This is a genomic window from Mesorhizobium subarcticum, from assembly GCF_055456085.1.
The window spans coordinates 3,983,964-4,000,121 of the sequence record NZ_CM144237.1; the positions used below are offsets into that span (position 1 = coordinate 3,983,964).

Consider the following 16,158-nt stretch of genomic DNA (forward strand, 5'->3'; position numbering starts at 1 on the left):
TGTCCCGGCCAGTTCGGCTTTGGGGGCATGCGCATTTCCTACGACATCGCGATTGCTGGCGCTGGCCCGGCGGGCTTGGCCATGGCGCTTTATCTCAAGCGCGCCGGGCACAACGTCACCGTGTTCGAACGTTTCGAGGAGCCCAAGCCGGTCGGCTCAGGGCTGATCCTGCAACCGACCGGGCTGACGGTGCTGGCCGATCTCGGCCTGCTCGCCGACATACTGGCGCTGGGCGCGCGCATCGATCGCCTGCATGGCGCCGATGCCTCGACCGGGCGCACCGTGCTCGACGTCCGCTATGATGCGCAACGCGGCAACCGCTTTGGCCTGGCGGTGCACCGGGCGGCTCTGTTCGGTGTGCTCTTTCGCGCCGCGCAACGTGAGGCGATCGCCATCGAGACCGGCGTCGAGATCGAGACCATGGAGGCCGGCGAGCGCGCGACGCTGATTTGTGGCAACGGACGAAGGGCAGGGCCGTTCGATCTGGTCGTCGACGCCAGCGGTTCGCGCTCGAAACTGCGGCAATGTGTGATCGGCGCTGGTGCACCGCGCCCGCTCACCTATGGCGCGTTCTGGGCATCGCTCGATTGGCGCGGCGAGGGCTTTGACGAGCACGCGCTTTCGCAGCGCTACGACAAGGCCAGCGTGATGATCGGCGTGCTGCCGATCGGCCGGCCGGAGCCCGGTGCCGAGAAAATGGCGGCCTTCTTCTGGAGCCTCAAGCCTGATGATGCCGAGGCGGTTCGCGCCCAACGTATCGACGCCTGGAAGGCGCGCGTTGTCCGGCTGTGGCCGCAAAGCGAGGCGTTCGTCAACCAGATCGACAGTTTCGACCAGCTTTCGCTGGCGCGTTACGGTCACCATACGATGAAGCTGCCAATTGGCCGGAGACTGGCCGTCATCGGCGATGCCGCGCATTCGACCAGCCCGCAGCTCGGGCAAGGGGCGAATATGGCGCTGCTCGACGCCGCGGCGCTCAGCCATGCGCTGGCGCGCACGCAAAGTGTCGAGGCAGCGCTTGAAACCTATGCGAAGGCACGGCGGTGGCACGTGCGTGTCTTCCAGACGCTGTCGCTGGCGTTCACGCCGTTCTACCAGTCGGATTCGGTGGCACTACCCTTCATGCGCGACAGGCTGGTGGCGACCATCGCGAAAATTCCGCCAACCCCGCAGTTTCTCGCCTCGATGGTCGCCGGCACGGTGATCGATCCGTTCAGACGAGCAGGACTTCGGGAAGCGCGGTGGGATTTCGGACAAGATCAGGGTCATGATACGACCGCATCGTAGAGCATTCGTCTTGGACCCATCCGCGTGAACGCAGTTATGCCCATAGCCAGAAGACCGCGAGGCCTGACGCGCGTCGCGGCTTTGGCGCTGGCGACCTTGGTTGTCGCCCTTCCCCTGGCGAAGGCACAGGCCCAGACGACCAGCCGGGCAGGACAGCAGCAGCCGGTGGAAAGTGAAGCAGCGCTGAAAGCTCGCATCGATGCGGCCTACAAGCTGATGATGGATGCCGGACGCTTCGATGAAGGCTACGCGCAATTGCGGGCAACGCTGCTCGACGCCGCCAGAAGCGACCTCTACGAGTTTACCGTGGAAAGCTACTCGAACGCCGGCGCAACTTTCCTCAACAATCAAATCCTCGACAACGCCGAGGAGATTTTTGCCGAAGGCCTGAAAACCAGGGCGATGCAGCAGGATATCGAGAAGCGCGGCGATTTCTACCTCAACTACGCGATGCTGAAGCAGGCCGAGAAGGACTATCAGGGCTTCGTGTCCATGTGTGCGACAGCAACCAATCTGTACGCCCATTACCATGGCAAGGATTCCCACGAACTCATGTATGCCAACGATGTGCTGGCGACCGGGGTCGCCGCATTCGGTCAAATCGCTTCGGCTATCAATATCGAGCAGCGCAATCTGAAATTGGCCGGGCAGGTAACCGGTGCCGACGATCGTTTCATCTGGAAGCTGCAGAACAATCTGGCCGACATGCTGCGCCAGATGGGGGCTCCGACACGCGCCTTGCAGTATGATCTGGCCGTTCTGGAAAAGCGGATCGGCTATTACGGGCCAAACCACTTCAACGTTTTGGTCAGCGCCAACAACACGGCGCAGGACTATCTGGACCTGGGGAAATATGATGAGGCCTTGCGCCACTTCCAACAGAACCGCGACATTGCCGTTGTCCTGAAACAGGAAGGCAATCTGGTCGAGCAAGCAGACGCTTGGCTGCTCTACACGAAGGTTGTCTCCGGTTCTCAACCCCTCGACGACCCGACGTTGGCACGGCTGCAACAACTGACCAACGATCCCAGCTATCCCGAAATACTGGCAATCAAGATCGCCAACGTGCTCGCCGCGCATTTCGCAGCCGGAGGCGACACCAAAAATAGCATGAGCCAACTCGAGCGAGCCCAGAGCATCGCCGAAACAACATACGGCGTGGTGCACCCGCTGACCTTTGCAGCACGTCAGGCAATGGCCAATCTCAAGGCGAAGACAAATCCGGCGGCAGCGGCCGCCGATTTCGTGGCTCTCGACGATGACATGCTGCGCTGGAATTGGTTCCAGGTCAGCACGGCCGGTAACCCTGTTGTCGCCGAGGCCAGCCGCGCCCTGGCAGACGACATGCTGTACGACTATGCGCGCCTCGCAAAAGACAATGCTTCGGTGGTGCCGGCGTTTGCCGAAGCCGTGCGCCGCTGGCCGACGCTTGAGAATGAGAAACGCGATCTGTTGCGCAGACTGTCCCGCCTGATCGCTCCGAACGACACGGAGACACGGAATTTGATCCAGACCGGGATCCGGCTGTCATTGGCCTATCAGGAGGCGGCTTCCAGCGGTGACAGTTCCGATGATCCAGGTGTGGTGCAGCCGGAACAGGTTCAGGCGGCATACGAAAAGGCGACCGCCAGAGTCATGGCCAAATACAGTTTCAGCCAGAGCGTGGTGGACAAGCCGCTGCCCTCGGCCAGCCTGCTGCTGAAGCCCAACGAGGCGCTGATCGACTACTTCATCACCCGCAAATGGCGCGCGGACCGCGAGAGTGACGATCCGCTGGAAGACGAACGGCTCTATGCGACCGTCACACGCAAGGACCAGGAGCCGCGTCTCTACGATCTCGGCGATCCGCGCCGGCTCATCCCGGCTGCGCACGAAACACGCATGGCAAATCTGAGGTCGACGCGTTCCGCGCAGGAACGCGGCGCCGTGACATTGATCGATCTGAACGCCACATTCTCCGGGCTTTATGCCGGTCTGATCGCACCGCTGGAACCGTCGCTTGGTGGCGCCGACACGCTGTTCGTGGTGCCGGACGGCAAATTGTTTTCAGTGCCATTCCCTTTGCTGCAGGACGACAAGGGCGCGACGCTCGATGACCGTTTCGTCGTGCGTATGCTGACGCGGCCGGAATCGCTGTTGAATGCGGGCGTCGATCAGAGTTTTCCCAAGACCGGCAAAGCCTTGCTGGCCGGCGGCCTGGACTATGCGCGAGGTTCGGAAAAGGGGGCGGAGCCGCTGCCGGGCACAGCCAAGGAGGTCGACGCCATCGCCTCGATCCTGCGCGGCGATGACTATTCGGTCGAAATGCTGACCGGAAAGGCGGCCAGCGAGCGAACGCTGCGAATGGATATGGAGCAGGCGACGATTGCGCATCTGGCCACCCATGGCGCCTACCGTGATGAGAAAGAGGGTGGTGTGGGCGCGGTGAATGCGCTTTGGCAGAGCCAGGTCGTGCTGTCGCAGTCGGGAGACCGGCAGTCGATGAAACGCGATGATGATGACGGCCGGCTCTACGGCATGGAACTGATGAGCTGGAAGCTGTCGGGCCTCGACCTGCTTGTCCTGTCCGCCTGCGAGACAGCCCGCGGCCAGGAGACATTCGTCGGTGGTTTGCGCGGCCTGCCGACGGCCATCGACATTGCCGGCGCGAAGCGCTCGCTGCTGACATTATGGCCGGTGGACGATGCCGGAACCGCAGCCTTCATGGTCGGCTTCTACAGGCGTCTTGCCGCCGGCCAGACCTATCCGGAGGCGTTGCGCCAGACCCGCCGCGATGCTCGTGACGGCAAGATATCAGGCGCCCAGGACCCGCGGGTCTGGGCAGCCTTTGTCATGTTCGAGAACTGAGACCCCTCAAAGCGGGTGTTCGCCCGCTATCTGAGTTCAAGCTGTTCGTGCCAATGCAGATGGTCCTGCTTGATCGCGGATGAGGCTCGACACAAATGATGCCTTCGCTTGCAGGAAAGCATGCAGGCGCTGCGGATAATCGGGCCGCACGGCATCACTGATCGACGCACGATCATTCAACGCTTTCCGCCAGGCCTGGACGCGCGGCTTGCCGTCCAGGATGGAGAAATCGCCGATCTTGTCGAAGGCGTCGAGATATCTGAAAACAGGCCCGAACACCGCATCGACGAGCGAGAAGCTGTCGCCGCCGAACCATGGACCGCCCGGCAGGGCATCGTCCGCCAGTTGCGCCTCAAGGCGGCCAAACATGTCCGCCAGCGCGCTGGACTCGGCGAGGAAGGCCGCCTCCGACGACGCCGAATAGAAGCGGCCGATGGCATTGAGGGTGGCCGAGCCGAACTCGATCCAGGCGCGATGCCGGGCGCGGGCATAGGGATCGGCAGGATGGAGCGGATTGGCCTGTGTCTCTTCAAGGAATTCGAGGATGACCGCGGATTCAAAGATCGTCGTTTCCTCGCCGTCTCGCTGGACGCGCAGCAGCGGCACCTTGCCAAGCGGCGAAATGGCCTTGAACCACACAGGCTTGTTGGCGAGGTCGATGTCGACGCGCTCGAACGGCACGCCTTTCTCGGTCAGCGAGATCGCCGCGCGCTGGACATAGGGGCAGAGCGGATGGCTGACGAGGATGAGCTTGTCGGTCATCTCACTCTCCCCAGACATAGTTCAACGCGCCGTCATCGACGCGCGTCGACAGGAACATCAGGCGAGAACCCTTGGGAGCCGGGCCGTCGAGACGATCGCCCGATGCCATGTCGAAAGCGGCGCCGTGCCATTGGCAGACCAGTCTGCCGTCCTTGCAGTCGAGCGGCCCACCGAAATGCAGGCAGACATTGGCGGCGGCGCGGATGCGCTCGCCACTGCGATAGACATGGATCTCTCGGCCGAAGAACGGGGCGATCAGGCTGCCCGTTTGCGGGATATCGGCAACCTTGCAGATTTCATGTTTCATGGTTTTGCCTTTCGGTTATTGATGCAATTGCATCTATGTAGATGCATGTGCATTGATCGTCAAGCTTGATGCATCTGCATCTATCGCCTAGGGTAAGCCATGACCGAAAAAGCCACGCCTTCGCCGGAAGCCATCAAGGCCTGGGCCCGCCTGATGCGCGTGTCGCGCCAAATGGTGGAGAGTGCCGAAGATGCATTGAAGCAGGGCGGCCTGCCGCCGCTTGCCTGGTATGATGTGCTGCACGAGCTTGCCGAGGCGGGCGAGGGCGGGTTGCGCCCGTTTCAACTGACCGAGCGCACCTTGTTTGCGCAATACAACATCTCGCGGCTGCTGGCCCGGCTCGAGGCCGACGGACTGGTCGAAAAATTGCGGGTGGCCGATGACGGTCGCGGCCAGACCATCCGCATCTCGGCCAAGGGACGAGAGACTCGCCGCCGGATGTGGGCCGTCTATGGAAGGTCGATCGCGGAATTGGTTGGCGCCAAACTTTCAACGGCTGAGCTGAACACGGTGTCGGCGCTGCTCGGCCGGCTGCGCCATCCGCCTGCGGGCGATTGAGGCTGATCAGCACTGAGCGTCTGTTGCGCACCGTCGCCTTCTGCCGCCACATATTTCTACTTTTCCCCTTGCGCCGGTTGTCAGATTGCGCAATATGCCGAACCGTAACGTACGGTACGCTTCCAATGGACGGCGACTGTATCCATCGAACAGGAACCGAGCGTGTTGCAGGCCAACGCCGATATCGACAACAGCGAAGCGCTTACGGAGCGGCAGAAGGCCGTTCTGGACGCAGTGCTGCGACTGCTGGTCGAGGAGGGCGATCAGCTGACCATGACCGCCGTGGCGCGTCGGGCCAGCTGCTCGAAGGAAACGCTCTACAAATGGTTCGGCGACCGCGACGGGCTGCTGACGGCCACGGTGCAGTGGCAGGCCTCCAAGGTTCGTGTGGTGCCTGTCGATGGCAAGGGCCTCGATCTTGCCTCACTGACGGCCAGCCTTGAAGGCTTCGCTTCCGACTGGCTGAAAGTGATTTCGAGCGACACCTCGATCGCGCTGAACCGGGTAGCGATCGGCCATGCCGGATCGGGCAAGGACAACCTTGGCGCCGTCGTGCTGGAGAATGGCCGTTTCGCGCTGGCGAGGCGGCTGAAGCCGGTGCTCGAGGCCGGACGCCATGCCGGGCTCCTGGACTTTACGGATGCCGAGACGGCGTTCCGTAGCTTTTTCGGGCTGGTCGCCCGCGACGTGCAGATCCGTCTGCTGTTGGGTGACCGGCTGGAATTGACTGAGGCGACGATCGGCGGCGATGCCGTCCGCGCGACGCAGCAGTTTCTCGCTCTTTACGGAGCAAAAACCGGCCGCAAGGCCTCTGATTCATAAAACGGGAAGGAAGTAAAATGCGCGTCTATTACGATCGTGATGCCGATCTCAACCTGATCAAGGGCAAGAAGGTCGCCATCATCGGCTATGGCAGCCAGGGCAGGGCGCATGCGCTCAACCTCAAGGATTCCGGCGCCAAGGAGATCGCCATCGGTCTCAAGGCCGGCTCGGCGACCGCCAAGAAGGTCGAGGCTGACGGCCTCAAGGTGATGAGCGTGGCGGATGCCGCCAAATGGGCCGACCTGATGATGATGGCGACGCCCGACGAATTGCAGGCCGACATCTACAAGAATGAAATCGCGCCGAACATTCGCGATGGTGCAGCGATTGCCTTCGCGCACGGCCTCAACGTGCATTTCGGCCTGATCGAGCCGAAGTCGACGGTCGACGTCGTCATGATCGCGCCGAAGGGCCCGGGCCACACGGTGCGCGGCGAATACCAGAAGGGCGGCGGCGTGCCGTGCCTGGTCGCCGTCAACCAGGACGCCTCGGGCAATGCGCTCGATCTGGCGCTGTCCTACGCCTGCGGCGTCGGCGGCGGTCGTTCGGGCATCATCGAGACCAATTTCCGTGAGGAATGCGAGACCGACCTGTTCGGCGAGCAGGTCGTGCTGTGCGGCGGCCTGGTCGAACTGATCCGCGCCGGTTTCGAGACGCTGGTGGAAGCCGGCTACGCGCCCGAAATGGCCTATTTCGAGTGCCTGCACGAGGTCAAGCTGATCGTCGACCTGATCTATGAAGGCGGCATCGCCAACATGAACTACTCGATCTCGAACACCGCCGAATGGGGCGAGTATGTCTCGGGCCCGCGCATTATCACCGCCGAGACCAAGGCCGAGATGAAGCGCGTGCTGAAGGACATCCAGACGGGCAAGTTCACCTCGGAATGGATGCAGGAATACCGCGCCGGCATGTCGCGCTTCAAGGGCATCCGGCGCAACAATGACAGCCACCAGATCGAGGAAGTCGGCGCCAAGCTGCGCGCCATGATGCCGTGGATTTCCAAGAACAAGCTGGTCGACAAGGCCAAGAACTAAGCGAAGTTCGCTCTCGACAACCAGCAACAAAAACGGCGCCACGTGGCGCCGTTTTCATTTCGATCAGTCGGCCATCGCTCAGCTGTAAGGCGAATAGCACTGCTGACGCGGACCGTTGTAAGGCTGGAACGTGTTGTCCCAGGACCGATACGACCGGTAACGATTGTAGCACCACTGAACATGGGCGCTCGAAATGCGCCCGGCGCGATAATAGCGGCGCGGCGGCGGCGCATAGTAGCCGTCATTGTAGTAGTTGTTATTGTACATGCTGCCAAGACCGAGCCCCAGCCCAAGGCCCAGGACTGCGGCGGCACCATCGTCATAGCCACCGTGATAGTGGCGGCGGCCATGGCGCCAGCGCCAGTTGTCTCCCCCGCCGTTCCAGTTGCCCCCACCATTCCAGTGCCGACCACCGTTCCAGTTGCCTGACCGGCGCCATCTCCAGTCGTCATTGTTGGCCGGGCGGTTATTGCCACCAGCCCATCCATCGCGCACCGGCGTGACCGTTAGTGCCGCAGTGCTGGCGGGAACCGACAGGTTTGGCTGCATGATCGGCCCGGCGGCGGACGGTGCCGTGATCCCGGAGACGATGCCAAGCGCTATCAGCCCGGACTTTATAGTGGAAGAAAAGAGCGAGTTCATTTGCACTCTCCAAGAGTTACGGGCCCCACGCCTACCCTGGAATGGGCTCACTGTGGGGGTTTGCATCTGAACGACGGATGAACGGAAAGGTTCCGTCAACCATGACGCGAACACCGTCAGGACCAGTTGATCTCAGCGTGTGGTCCTGCGATCTTGTGTTCTCACGCGCATGCGGGCAAAGGTCGGGACATGTCGCTGCGCCTTGCCACCTTCAATGTCGAGAACCTGATGAACAGGTTCGATTTTTCTGGCTATCGCAACCAGCTCAACGAGGATCGCACGCTGGCGCTGTTCGATATCCAGAGCGAGGCCGAGTACAAGATGCTGGAGCAGGCCCGCGCCATCGCGCAGTCCGACGACACGCGGCAATTGACGGCGCTGGCGATCGCCGCCACCCGGGCCGACATCATCTGCATGCAGGAGGTCGACAACATCGAGGCCCTGAAGGCCTTCGAGTACGGCTATCTGTTCAAGATGGTGGGGCAGGGCTACCGGCAGAAATACACCACGTCAGGCAATGATTCGCGCGGCATCGACGTTGCCGTGATGATGCGCAACGAGACGGCGCAGGGACAGCCGATCGAATTCGTGCGCATGACCAGCCATGCCTACGTCACCTACGAGCAGTTAGGGCTGCACACGCCGGAACTCGAGGCGCTCGGCAACCAGTCCAATGAACGCATCTTCCGGCGCGACTGCCTGGAAGTCGACATCACCGTCGGCGGCGTGCCGCTGACGCTTTACCTCGTGCATTTCAAGTCGATGGGTTCTCCCCGCAACGGGCTCGACGGACGCGAGGCGACGATGCCGGTCCGCAACGCCGAGGCACAGGCCGTGCGCCGCATCATCGAGGAGCGCTTCGGCGGGGAGCATGCCGCCGACAAAAGCTGGGCGATCTGCGGCGACATGAACGATTACCGGCAGCGCGTGAAGGTCGCCGGCGACGAATTCGATGGTTACCGTTTCGAGGTGGTCGACGAAGCCCAGTCCTGCATCAACGTGCTGACGGCGGGCGGCTTCTGCGAAAACGTCGTCGAGCGGCGACCGGAAATGAACCGCTGGAGTTTTTATCACACGCGCGGGCCGCAAGAGCGGCATCTGTGCCAGCTCGACTACATCCTGTTGTCCAAGGGGCTGGCGGCCAGGAATGCCACCGCCGTTCCCGACATCATCCGCAACGGCCAGCCCTGGCGGACGATCTTTCCGCCGGGCCAGGAGGTCGAGCGTTTCCCGCGCGCCGGCTGGGACCGGCCGAAGGCATCCGACCATTGCCCGGTGGCGATCACGCTGGACATGGCTTGACGCGCATGAGCTTCGACCTGCCGCGCAATGTCATCCTGCCGGTCGATGCCATCGACGTCCGGCTCGATCCCGGCCCGCATCCTTTCGCGCTAGATAATGCGGAAGCGATCGCCGAGAACTGGCGGCAGGAGATCGCAGTCAATCCGGCGCTGTTTGACGGTACCGTGGTGCTGTTGTCCGCACTTGCCTGGCGCGACCGGCGCCTGGTTGGTCGCTGCCACGCCGTTAGCTACTCCACCTTCATGCTGTGGCGTAAGCAGCGCGCAAATTCAGGCGCCGAACATGCCTATGGCCATGCCATGCTGGTGGCTGGCGACAACGCGCTGGTGGCGATCCGCATGGGCTCCCACACGGTGGGTGCCGGCAGCGTCTATTTCGCCGCCGGCTCCTTCGAACCGATCGATTTCCGCGACGGTCTGGTCGATGTCGATTTCAACATGATCCGCGAGGTGCGCGAAGAGACAGGCCTTGACCTGTCCGCGGTCAGGCGCGGCCCGCACTGGCATGCGCTCTCGACCACGACCGGCACCGTCATCTTCCGCCGCTATCAAGTCGATGGAACGGCCGATGAGATTGCGCAACGCATCATCGCCTTCGTCGCGGCGGAGGTCGATCCGGAGATCGAGGCGCCTGTGATCATCCGCCATGTCACAGACCTGCCGGACGGTCTGGCGCCGCATATGAAGCCGCTGGTCGAGTGGCATTTTGCGGGAATGGAATAATCCCGGCTACGGTGACTTGATTGCCTGACGTTGCGGGCCAGGCGCGGGCTGGTGCTGATCGTCTTTGCGGGACTTGCCGTGAATCTGGGCTGGCGGTTCGGTCCCGTTTCAACGCGCGTGGTTTCGCCTGCTCTACCACAAAAATGACGGTTGTATTCCCAAGGTAAACCCGCTGGCCTTGCAGGGCCTGCACCGGCCATGTGAAACACCGCCAGCCACCCCGTTGATTGCTGGATATCGCCCATGAGATTGCTTCTGCTTGCGACCGCCGCTCTGTGTGCCCTGACGGCACCGGCCTTTGCGTTCGACTGCACCAAGGCAACCACGGCGGGTCGAACACCAGATCTGCGGCAGCAAGGCCTTGCGCCGGGCCGATGACGACATGAGCGCGGCCTATGCGAAACTGTTGCGTGCCGTCGACGATCCGGAAATCCACGCCGCGCTGATCGAGAGCCAGCGCCGCTGGATCAAGGCGCGGGACAGCGGCATCAATGATCCGGCCACTCTCGAAGGCGGAGGCACCGATGACGATTCCGCCCCGCCGAGCTGGGCCAAAGTGCTGACCGGCGTGACGCAGGACCGCACAGCCTTCCTCAAGAAGACGTCTGAGGGTAAGCCCGCCTTCGTCGCCGGCGCGCTCGCGCAGCGCAAGGCGCTCGGCGCCAGCGGGACGGGACCTTTGGCTGGGTTCTCGTCCAGTTGCACTTTCATTCCCGACCGGCAGCACCCGAACGACTATACCTACAACTGCTTCGGCAGCATGAGCCGGCAAAATGGCGACAGGGTCTGCACCGAGACCAACGATTTTGCCTCCTACACGTCGCAGACCACCCGCACCGTGGTCGATATCGTCGACGGCCGGGCGCAGACGCGCGCAAAATGTGGCTTCGGCAATGACGGAGTCAAAACATGCCCCGACGAGACTATCGACAAGACAGCCGCCGATGGAGGCTGGGACATGACGCAGGATGCCACCAAGGGCGAAGCGCCCGGCAAGCCGGAGCTGAAACTTGACCCGGAGGCGTCGGAAACCGTTGCCGATGCCGATTGGATGAGTGGTTGCCTGGCGGACAAATCCTTCCCCGCCGGGGCCGGTGGCAAGGGTCCCTGATCCCCGCCAGGATAAAGCGCGCATAAGCCGACGGCCTGCAGAATGACTGCCACAGATACGGCTTGCCACTTTTGGCAGTGCTGCTCACAGGGAATTAACGAGAAGAGGCGAACTATCGCGAACCATGCGGCGGTTGCGAGGGGTGCGTTGCGAAAGCTTGCCTTAGTCTTTGGTGGTCTTGTGGTGCTTGGCGTCCTCTGGGCGACCTTGACGACGAGTGGTCAGCTTCTGACCGGTCGCCTCCCGTCCAACACGGACAAGGTCATTGTCGATCGAGGCACCTATTTCCGGCTGAAGGTAGACTTTGCCTATGAGGGCGAACAGCAGCACTACGACGTCGTCGTCGGCTGCAACGTCCTCAACGTTCACTACAAGGACAATTCCTCAACCTATGAGGCTGGACTGATCCCGACTGTGTGGGGTCAGCGCATGAGCGACGGCAAGGCAGTAGTGGTGCGTGCCCCCGACGCCTGCCGCGGTGACACGACGGAGAATGGAGGCGTGCCCGCGGATTTCCTGCCGGTGATGGTTGTTTATGACAATGCCGACACCGTGGCGTTCGGTATTGGCTATATGACGGACGACGCCTATCGCAGTCCGAAATCGGTGCTGCGCTTCGACAAAGCGACGGTCGAGCGAGCGACGCGCGCCGAGTTCGACACCTTCCGTGCCACTGGTCCGCAGAACATCATCACGCGCAGCCAGTATCATTCGGTGCAGAATGACCATCAGCTCGCACTTCTTGGCCTCACAAGGACCTATCCGGCGTTTGGACGAAGCTGTTACGCTTTTTCCCGCTGGAAACTGACCGAGCCGGAGCGGGAGATTGTGCGCAAATACCGCCCAGCGAACGCTGTCCAATACTGGACTATCTCCCAGACTCTCCTGGACGAGACCACCCAAGCCGCCTACGCGAGCGAAATCCGCGAAGCGCGGAAAAAGGCGCAGAAGCAGACGCGCGACGACGGACTGACACTAGGGTTGAATGGTGGCTTTTGGCAGCCAGATTTCGGCGCACTGCGCCGCGACGGGACACAATTGGTAGGGCTGAGAGGCAGTATTGAGGGGGCGGCCGCTTTCTATCCGGCGGACACGTCTTTAAGGCAGGACAAATGGCCGTTGGAGCAGACCGCGAGGCTGGCGGCTTATGAGGCTCTTCGGTCAATAAACACAACAAATATCGATATTGATGACGGACGAAACCGCGGCTTCGCCTATTGCTACAGTGGCGAAGCTCTCAGAGGCATGCCGAGGGACACGGTGTGGGCTTTACCGGCGTTCACGACCGTCGATGGCCAAGAGTTGGTAGCTGGCGCACCAGAGCACTGGGGTTTTGGATCTGATAGCGCAAATTTCGTCGTCGAAAACGATGAATTTGTACTCGAGCGGGTTCTTTTCAATCTCGAGTCCACCAGGGGTGACGTATGATCAATCACGTGAGCTCACACGTCTGTTTGTCCAGTCGCTAGCTTTGCTGGCATCACTCGTGCCGCAGCGCGTCGATCGGGTTGAGCCTGGCGCCACGCATTGCCGGGAAGAAGCCGAACACCATGCCGATCAGCGCGGAGAAGCCGACGGCCAGCAGAATGACGGCCGGGCTCGGCGCAAAGGGTATCGTCAGCGTCAGCGAGGCGAGGCCGGCCAGCGCCAGACCGATCAGGATGCCGATGATGCCGCCGAGCAGCGACAGCACCGTCGCCTCGACCAGGAACTGGATAAGGATGTGCTTTTCATGCGCGCCGATGGCGAGCCGGATGCCGATCTCGCGGGTGCGCTCGGTGACCGAGACCAGCATGATGTTCATGATGCCGATGCCGCCGACCAAAAGGCTGACGCCGGCGACCGCGCCCAGCATGCCGGTCATGGTGGTGGTGGCGCTGGCCATGGCGTCGGCGATCTGGGTCATGTCGCGGATGCCGAAATCGCTCTCGCGGTCCGGCGTTATACGGCGTGCATCGCGCAAAATGTCCTCGACGCGTGGCTGCAATTCGCTGGTCGGCGTGCGGTCGTCGGCGGCGATGTAGATGTTGTCGATGTCGCGGTTGCCGGCGATGCGCCGCTGATAGGCGTGCAGCGGCATCAAGACGACATTGTCCTGGTCCTGGCCGAAGCCGGTATAGCCCTTGGGCTCGAGCAGACCGATGATCTTGCAGGAGGTGCGGTTGACGCGGATGATTTCGCCTTCGGGATCGCCGGCACCGAAGAATTGCTGGCGCACCGTCTCGCCGATCAGGCACACGCCGGTGCCCGAGCGGGTTTCGGAATCGCTGAACGGGCGGCCCGAAACCAGCTTCCAGTCGCGCGCGTCGAGATAGGCGCTGTCGGTGCCGGTGACGCCCGAGGTCAGGCTCTCGGTGCCGAAGATGACGCGCACCTGCTTTTGCGAAGCCGGCGAAATGGCGCGCGCCCCGGTCAGATGCGCAACCAGGGCTTCGAGGTCTTTTTCGGCCAGCGGCCGCACCACCTGATCAAGTCCGCCTGGACCACCGGGGCCGGCCGGGCGGCCTGACCTGACAACCAGCAAATTGCTGCCAAGCTTGGAAATGTCGGCCTTGACCTTTTCTGTCGTGCCGGAGCCGATGGTGAGCATGGCAATGACGGCGGCAACGCCGATGACGATGCCGAGCAGCGTCAGGAACGAGCGCAGCACGTTGCGGCGGATGGAACGCAGAGAAAGGCGGACGGTTTCCCAGATCATGCCAGCTCTACCTTCATGGTGTCCGAGGCGACGTGGCCGTCGAGGAAGCGAATGGTGCGCTCGGCATAGAAGGCGACGTCGGCCTCATGCGTGACCATGGCGATGGTCAGGCCAAGCTCGGTGTTGAGCTTTGTCAGCAACTCCATGATCTCGTGGGTCCGGGCAGTGTCGAGATTACCGGTCGGCTCGTCGGCAACAAGCAGCGTCGGCCGGGTGACGATGGCGCGCGCGATCGCCACGCGCTGCTGCTGGCCGCCGGAGAGTTCTGCGGGCGTATGATGCTCGCGGCCGACAAGACCGACCTGGGCGAGCGCCTGCATGGCGAGGTCGCGGCGCTCGCGGCTCGCCACGCCACGATAGATCAGCGGCAGTTCGACATTTTCGGCCGCCGTGGTGCGTGCCAGCAGATTGTAGCCCTGGAAGACGAAGCCGACATAGAGATTGCGCAGCATTGCGCGGCGGTTGCGGTCGAGCCTGCCGGCATCGATGCCCATGAAGGAATAGGTTCCGGCCGTCGGCGTGTCGAGGCAGCCGATGATGTTCATCGCCGTCGATTTTCCCGAGCCGGACGGGCCCATGATGGCGACGAATTCGCCGCGCTTGATGGTAAGGTCGACGCCGGCCAGAGCATGAACCCGGGCCTCGCCCTGGCCGTAGCTCTTCCAGACCTTGTCGAAGGTAATGAGAGGCGCGCCCGCAGCCACGGCCTCAGCTCCGCAGCTGCGAGGCCGTGATGACCTGTGCGCCTTCGTCGAGACCGGAGGTGATCTCGGTCAGCTCGCCATCGGTCGAGCCGACCTTGACGTTGACCGGATGCGGCCGGCCGTTCTCCAGCACATAGAGCGTGCGCGAGCCATCGGTTGGTGGCGCGACCGGGCGCTGGCGATTGGGACGGCCCATGCGGCCCGTGAACAGGTCGCTCAAGCTCCAGCCGCGCGCCGCCTGCTGTGCCGGGCGGTAGCGGAAGGCGGAGGAGGGGACCGTGAGCACGCCCTTGGCTTCCCTCGTGACGACCGCAACCGTCGCGGTCATACCGGGCCGCAGCAAGAGCTCGTTGTTGTCGACCTCCAGCCGCGCATTGTAGGTGACGACGCCGTCTGTCGTGACCGAGGCATAGGAGATGTCGCGGATCTCGGCATCGAACGGCCGCTCCGGGAAGGCGTCGACGGTGAAGCGGGCGTGCTGGCCTGATTTGACCGCACCGATGTCGGCTTCGTCGACCGCCGCCACCAGTTCCATGTTCCTCAGATCCGCCGCGATGATGAACAGCACCGGCGCCTGCAGCGAGGAGGCGACCGTCTGGCCGGGGTCGACCGAACGGGTCAAAACGATGCCGTCGATCGGTGCATAGATCGTGCTCTTGGCAAGGTCGGTCTGCTGCGCCTTGAGGTCGGCCTGGGCGATGGCGAGATTGGCCTGCGCACTGTCGAGCGCCGCCTTGGCGCGGTCACGCGTCGCGGTCGCCGCTTCGAGCGACTGGTCAGTCGCCATGCCGCGCTTGGTCAGGGCCGCCGCGCGTACCAGCGCGCTTTCGTTCTCGGCCAGCGTCACCGTCGCGTCTTCGACATTGGCAGCGGCGCCCTTGGCGGATGCCTCGGCGCGTTCGATCTGGACCTCGAGTTTCACCGTATCAAGCGTCGCCAGCACGTCGCCCTTCTTGACCTGCTGGTTCTCTTCGGCGGAGACCGAGCGGATGATGCCGGACAGTTCGCTTGATATGTCGACCTGGGTGAGCGGCTGCAGCGTGCCGGTCGCCGAGACCTGGACGGTGAGGTCGGCCTTGGCGGCCGGCGTTGTGGTGTAATCGATCCTGGCGGGCGTGCCCGCATACCACTGATAGAGGCCTAGACCGGTAGCAAGCACGATCAGGGTCAGCAATGCATAGAACCAGCCACGGCGGCGCGTCTTGCTCCGCCCCTGTTTATCGAGGCCGAGCGCCGTCTCGATGGCGGAATCCGATTCCGTCTTTGGCAGATTGACAATCTGGTCCACGCCAGACCCCTATGATGCGCAATGTCCCTATCTGTGCACAGATCAGGCTTGATGGTTCGAATATCAAATTA

Annotated in this window: 15 protein-coding genes; 9 read left to right on the forward strand and 6 right to left on the reverse strand. The window is 62.6% G+C overall.

Annotation, left to right across the window (positions count from 1 at the left end; translation table 11 throughout):
• Nucleotides 1–27 precede the first annotated feature (27 nt).
• Both ACZYHG_RS19475 and ACZYHG_RS19480 read left to right on the forward strand, forming a co-directional pair.
• Nucleotides 28–1,287 carry an FAD-dependent oxidoreductase gene (locus tag ACZYHG_RS19475; protein WP_464609951.1) on the forward strand — a complete coding sequence of 420 codons (1,260 nt, stop codon included), beginning with the start codon at nucleotides 28–30 and terminating at the stop codon, nucleotides 1,285–1,287.
• Between the two features lie 24 nt (nucleotides 1,288–1,311).
• Nucleotides 1,312–4,134, forward strand: coding sequence for a CHAT domain-containing protein (locus tag ACZYHG_RS19480; RefSeq protein WP_464609952.1), 2,823 nt, complete (start codon nucleotides 1,312–1,314; stop codon nucleotides 4,132–4,134).
• A 36-nt stretch (nucleotides 4,135–4,170) separates the two neighbouring features.
• On the opposite strand, the gene ACZYHG_RS19485 is transcribed toward ACZYHG_RS19480, so the two are convergent.
• Nucleotides 4,171–4,896 carry a glutathione S-transferase family protein gene (locus ACZYHG_RS19485; protein WP_464609953.1) on the reverse strand — a complete coding sequence of 242 codons (726 nt, stop codon included), beginning with the start codon at nucleotides 4,894–4,896 and terminating at the stop codon, nucleotides 4,171–4,173.
• A gap of 1 nt (nucleotide 4,897) precedes the next feature.
• Nucleotides 4,898–5,203, reverse strand: coding sequence for a Rieske (2Fe-2S) protein (locus ACZYHG_RS19490; RefSeq protein ID WP_464609954.1), 306 nt, complete (start codon nucleotides 5,201–5,203; stop codon nucleotides 4,898–4,900).
• Nucleotides 5,204–5,302: 99 nt separating this feature from the next.
• On the opposite strand from ACZYHG_RS19490, the gene ACZYHG_RS19495 reads away from it, so the two are divergent.
• From ACZYHG_RS19495 to ilvC, 3 genes are all read left to right on the forward strand, one after another.
• On the forward strand, nucleotides 5,303–5,761 hold the full coding sequence (locus ACZYHG_RS19495; protein ID WP_464609955.1) for a MarR family winged helix-turn-helix transcriptional regulator: 459 nt from the start codon (nucleotides 5,303–5,305) through the stop codon (nucleotides 5,759–5,761).
• A gap of 162 nt (nucleotides 5,762–5,923) precedes the next feature.
• Entirely contained in the window at nucleotides 5,924–6,583 is a 660-nt protein-coding gene (locus ACZYHG_RS19500) for a TetR/AcrR family transcriptional regulator (RefSeq protein ID WP_464609956.1), read from the forward strand.
• Nucleotides 6,584–6,600: 17 nt separating this feature from the next.
• Nucleotides 6,601–7,620 (forward strand): ketol-acid reductoisomerase, encoded by a 1,020-nt coding sequence (gene ilvC / locus ACZYHG_RS19505; RefSeq protein WP_013531065.1) that lies wholly within the window; start codon nucleotides 6,601–6,603, stop codon nucleotides 7,618–7,620.
• A gap of 78 nt (nucleotides 7,621–7,698) precedes the next feature.
• On the opposite strand, the gene ACZYHG_RS19510 is transcribed toward ilvC, so the two are convergent.
• Nucleotides 7,699–8,262 carry a BA14K family protein gene (locus ACZYHG_RS19510; protein WP_464609957.1) on the reverse strand — a complete coding sequence of 188 codons (564 nt, stop codon included), beginning with the start codon at nucleotides 8,260–8,262 and terminating at the stop codon, nucleotides 7,699–7,701.
• A gap of 189 nt (nucleotides 8,263–8,451) precedes the next feature.
• Here ACZYHG_RS19510 and ACZYHG_RS19515 point away from each other — a divergent pair, with 189 nt between their 5' ends.
• The 4 genes from ACZYHG_RS19515 to ACZYHG_RS19530 all read left to right on the forward strand — a co-directional run bounded on the left by ACZYHG_RS19515 (nucleotide 8,452) and on the right by ACZYHG_RS19530 (nucleotide 12,825).
• A complete protein-coding gene (locus ACZYHG_RS19515) occupies nucleotides 8,452–9,564 on the forward strand; it encodes an endonuclease/exonuclease/phosphatase family protein (protein ID WP_464609958.1) in 1,113 nt (370 codons plus the stop codon).
• 5 nt (nucleotides 9,565–9,569) lie between these two features.
• Nucleotides 9,570–10,286 (forward strand): hypothetical protein, encoded by a 717-nt coding sequence (locus ACZYHG_RS19520; RefSeq protein WP_464614739.1) that lies wholly within the window; start codon nucleotides 9,570–9,572, stop codon nucleotides 10,284–10,286.
• 298 nt (nucleotides 10,287–10,584) lie between these two features.
• A complete protein-coding gene (locus tag ACZYHG_RS19525; RefSeq protein WP_464609959.1) occupies nucleotides 10,585–11,397 on the forward strand; it encodes a lysozyme inhibitor LprI family protein in 813 nt (270 codons plus the stop codon).
• Nucleotides 11,398–11,544: 147 nt separating this feature from the next.
• The gene (locus tag ACZYHG_RS19530; RefSeq protein ID WP_464609960.1) at nucleotides 11,545–12,825 is read left to right on the forward strand and encodes a hypothetical protein; all 1,281 of its coding nucleotides are present in this window, start codon (nucleotides 11,545–11,547) and stop codon (nucleotides 12,823–12,825) included.
• A gap of 52 nt (nucleotides 12,826–12,877) precedes the next feature.
• On the opposite strand, the gene ACZYHG_RS19535 is transcribed toward ACZYHG_RS19530, so the two are convergent.
• Genes ACZYHG_RS19535 through ACZYHG_RS19545 form a run of 3 tightly spaced genes read right to left on the reverse strand, consistent with a single transcriptional unit; the run spans nucleotide 12,878 to nucleotide 16,087 of the window.
• Nucleotides 12,878–14,095 carry an ABC transporter permease gene (locus ACZYHG_RS19535; protein WP_464609961.1) on the reverse strand — a complete coding sequence of 406 codons (1,218 nt, stop codon included), beginning with the start codon at nucleotides 14,093–14,095 and terminating at the stop codon, nucleotides 12,878–12,880.
• The gene (locus ACZYHG_RS19540; protein WP_464609962.1) at nucleotides 14,092–14,799 is read right to left on the reverse strand and encodes an ABC transporter ATP-binding protein; all 708 of its coding nucleotides are present in this window, start codon (nucleotides 14,797–14,799) and stop codon (nucleotides 14,092–14,094) included. The genes ACZYHG_RS19535 and ACZYHG_RS19540 overlap by 4 nt, the downstream gene beginning before the upstream one ends.
• Nucleotides 14,800–14,803: 4 nt before the next feature.
• Nucleotides 14,804–16,087 (reverse strand): efflux RND transporter periplasmic adaptor subunit, encoded by a 1,284-nt coding sequence (locus ACZYHG_RS19545; protein WP_464609963.1) that lies wholly within the window; start codon nucleotides 16,085–16,087, stop codon nucleotides 14,804–14,806.
• Nucleotides 16,088–16,158 lie beyond the last annotated feature (71 nt).

Bases quoted from the DNA above. Each gene is read 5' to 3' on its own strand.
- ACZYHG_RS19510 (WP_464609957.1), bottom strand. From the start codon at position 8,262: ATGAACTCGCTCTTTTCTTCCACTATAAAGTCCGGGCTGATAGCGCTT.
- ACZYHG_RS19490 (WP_464609954.1), bottom strand. From the start codon at position 5,203: ATGAAACATGAAATCTGCAAGGTTGCCGATATCCCGCAAACGGGCAGC.
- ilvC (WP_013531065.1), top strand. From the start codon at position 6,601: ATGCGCGTCTATTACGATCGTGATGCCGATCTCAACCTGATCAAGGGC.
- ACZYHG_RS19495 (WP_464609955.1), top strand. From the start codon at position 5,303: ATGACCGAAAAAGCCACGCCTTCGCCGGAAGCCATCAAGGCCTGGGCC.
- ACZYHG_RS19485 (WP_464609953.1), bottom strand. From the start codon at position 4,896: ATGACCGACAAGCTCATCCTCGTCAGCCATCCGCTCTGCCCCTATGTC.
- ACZYHG_RS19475 (WP_464609951.1), top strand. From the start codon at position 28: ATGCGCATTTCCTACGACATCGCGATTGCTGGCGCTGGCCCGGCGGGC.
- ACZYHG_RS19520 (WP_464614739.1), top strand. From the start codon at position 9,570: ATGAGCTTCGACCTGCCGCGCAATGTCATCCTGCCGGTCGATGCCATC.
- ACZYHG_RS19535 (WP_464609961.1), bottom strand. From the start codon at position 14,095: ATGATCTGGGAAACCGTCCGCCTTTCTCTGCGTTCCATCCGCCGCAAC.
- ACZYHG_RS19515 (WP_464609958.1), top strand. From the start codon at position 8,452: ATGTCGCTGCGCCTTGCCACCTTCAATGTCGAGAACCTGATGAACAGG.